Source organism: Vibrio sp. 1069, assembly GCF_033340555.1.
In genome coordinates, this window is sequence record NZ_JAWOWP010000213.1 from 1 (window position 1) to 848 (window position 848).

Sequence of the window (848 nt, forward strand, 5' to 3'; positions counted from 1 at the left end):
TGTAAAGAGTCGGGTGAAGCTTACAGTTACTTCTGTGAGAGCCACACGCATGAGTTAAACAACCATAATCAGCTTGAAAGTTATCTGCTCCAAGCGGTACGTAATGACGATTTGATGTTGTATTTCCAACCGAAAGTGAACCCTCATACGCACAAATGGATAGGTGCAGAAGCACTATTACGCTGGCGTCACCCCGTTTTAGGTGATGTATCTAACGAAGCGCTCATCCACATGGCTGAGCAAAATGGGCTCATATTTGAAGTTGGCTCATTTGTTTTGCGTACTGCTATCGACAAAGCCAAACAGTGGTCTGAGTTATTCGATAATTTCAAAGTTGCGGTAAATGTCTCTCCTATTCAACTGCAGAACGTGAATTTTGCCGAGCAAGTTGAACACCTTCTCGAAGCGTTCCACCTTCCGGCACGTTTTCTTGAGTTAGAAGTGACGGAAAGTGCGTTAATTGCTGATGAAGTGGTCGCACGAACGACCCTTAAAAAATTGAACAAACTTGGCGTGACATTGTCACTTGATGATTTTGGTACGGGCTACGCCTCTTTCAGTTATTTGAAGAAGTACCCTTTTGATGCCATCAAAATCGACAAGAGTTTTGTTCAGCAAATGGAAAAATCCGACGATGACCGCGCAATCATTTGTTCCATCATCCATATTGCGAAAAAACTTGAGCTGCAAGTGGTCATTGAAGGGATTGAATCGCCACAACAAGAGCAGTTTTTGATTGGCGAAGGATGCGATATCGGACAAGGCTTTTTGTACGGAAAACCGATGCCTTGTAACGAGTTCGAACAAAGTTTGTTTAATCAGCGTCAAATTGGTGGCCAATACGCCTA

Annotated in this window: 1 protein-coding gene; it reads left to right on the forward strand. The window is 43.4% G+C overall.

Annotated features, from left to right (window positions below):
• The coding region (locus R7040_RS25525) for an EAL domain-containing protein (protein WP_318097434.1) at positions 1–848 on the forward strand (848 nt) is incomplete at both ends.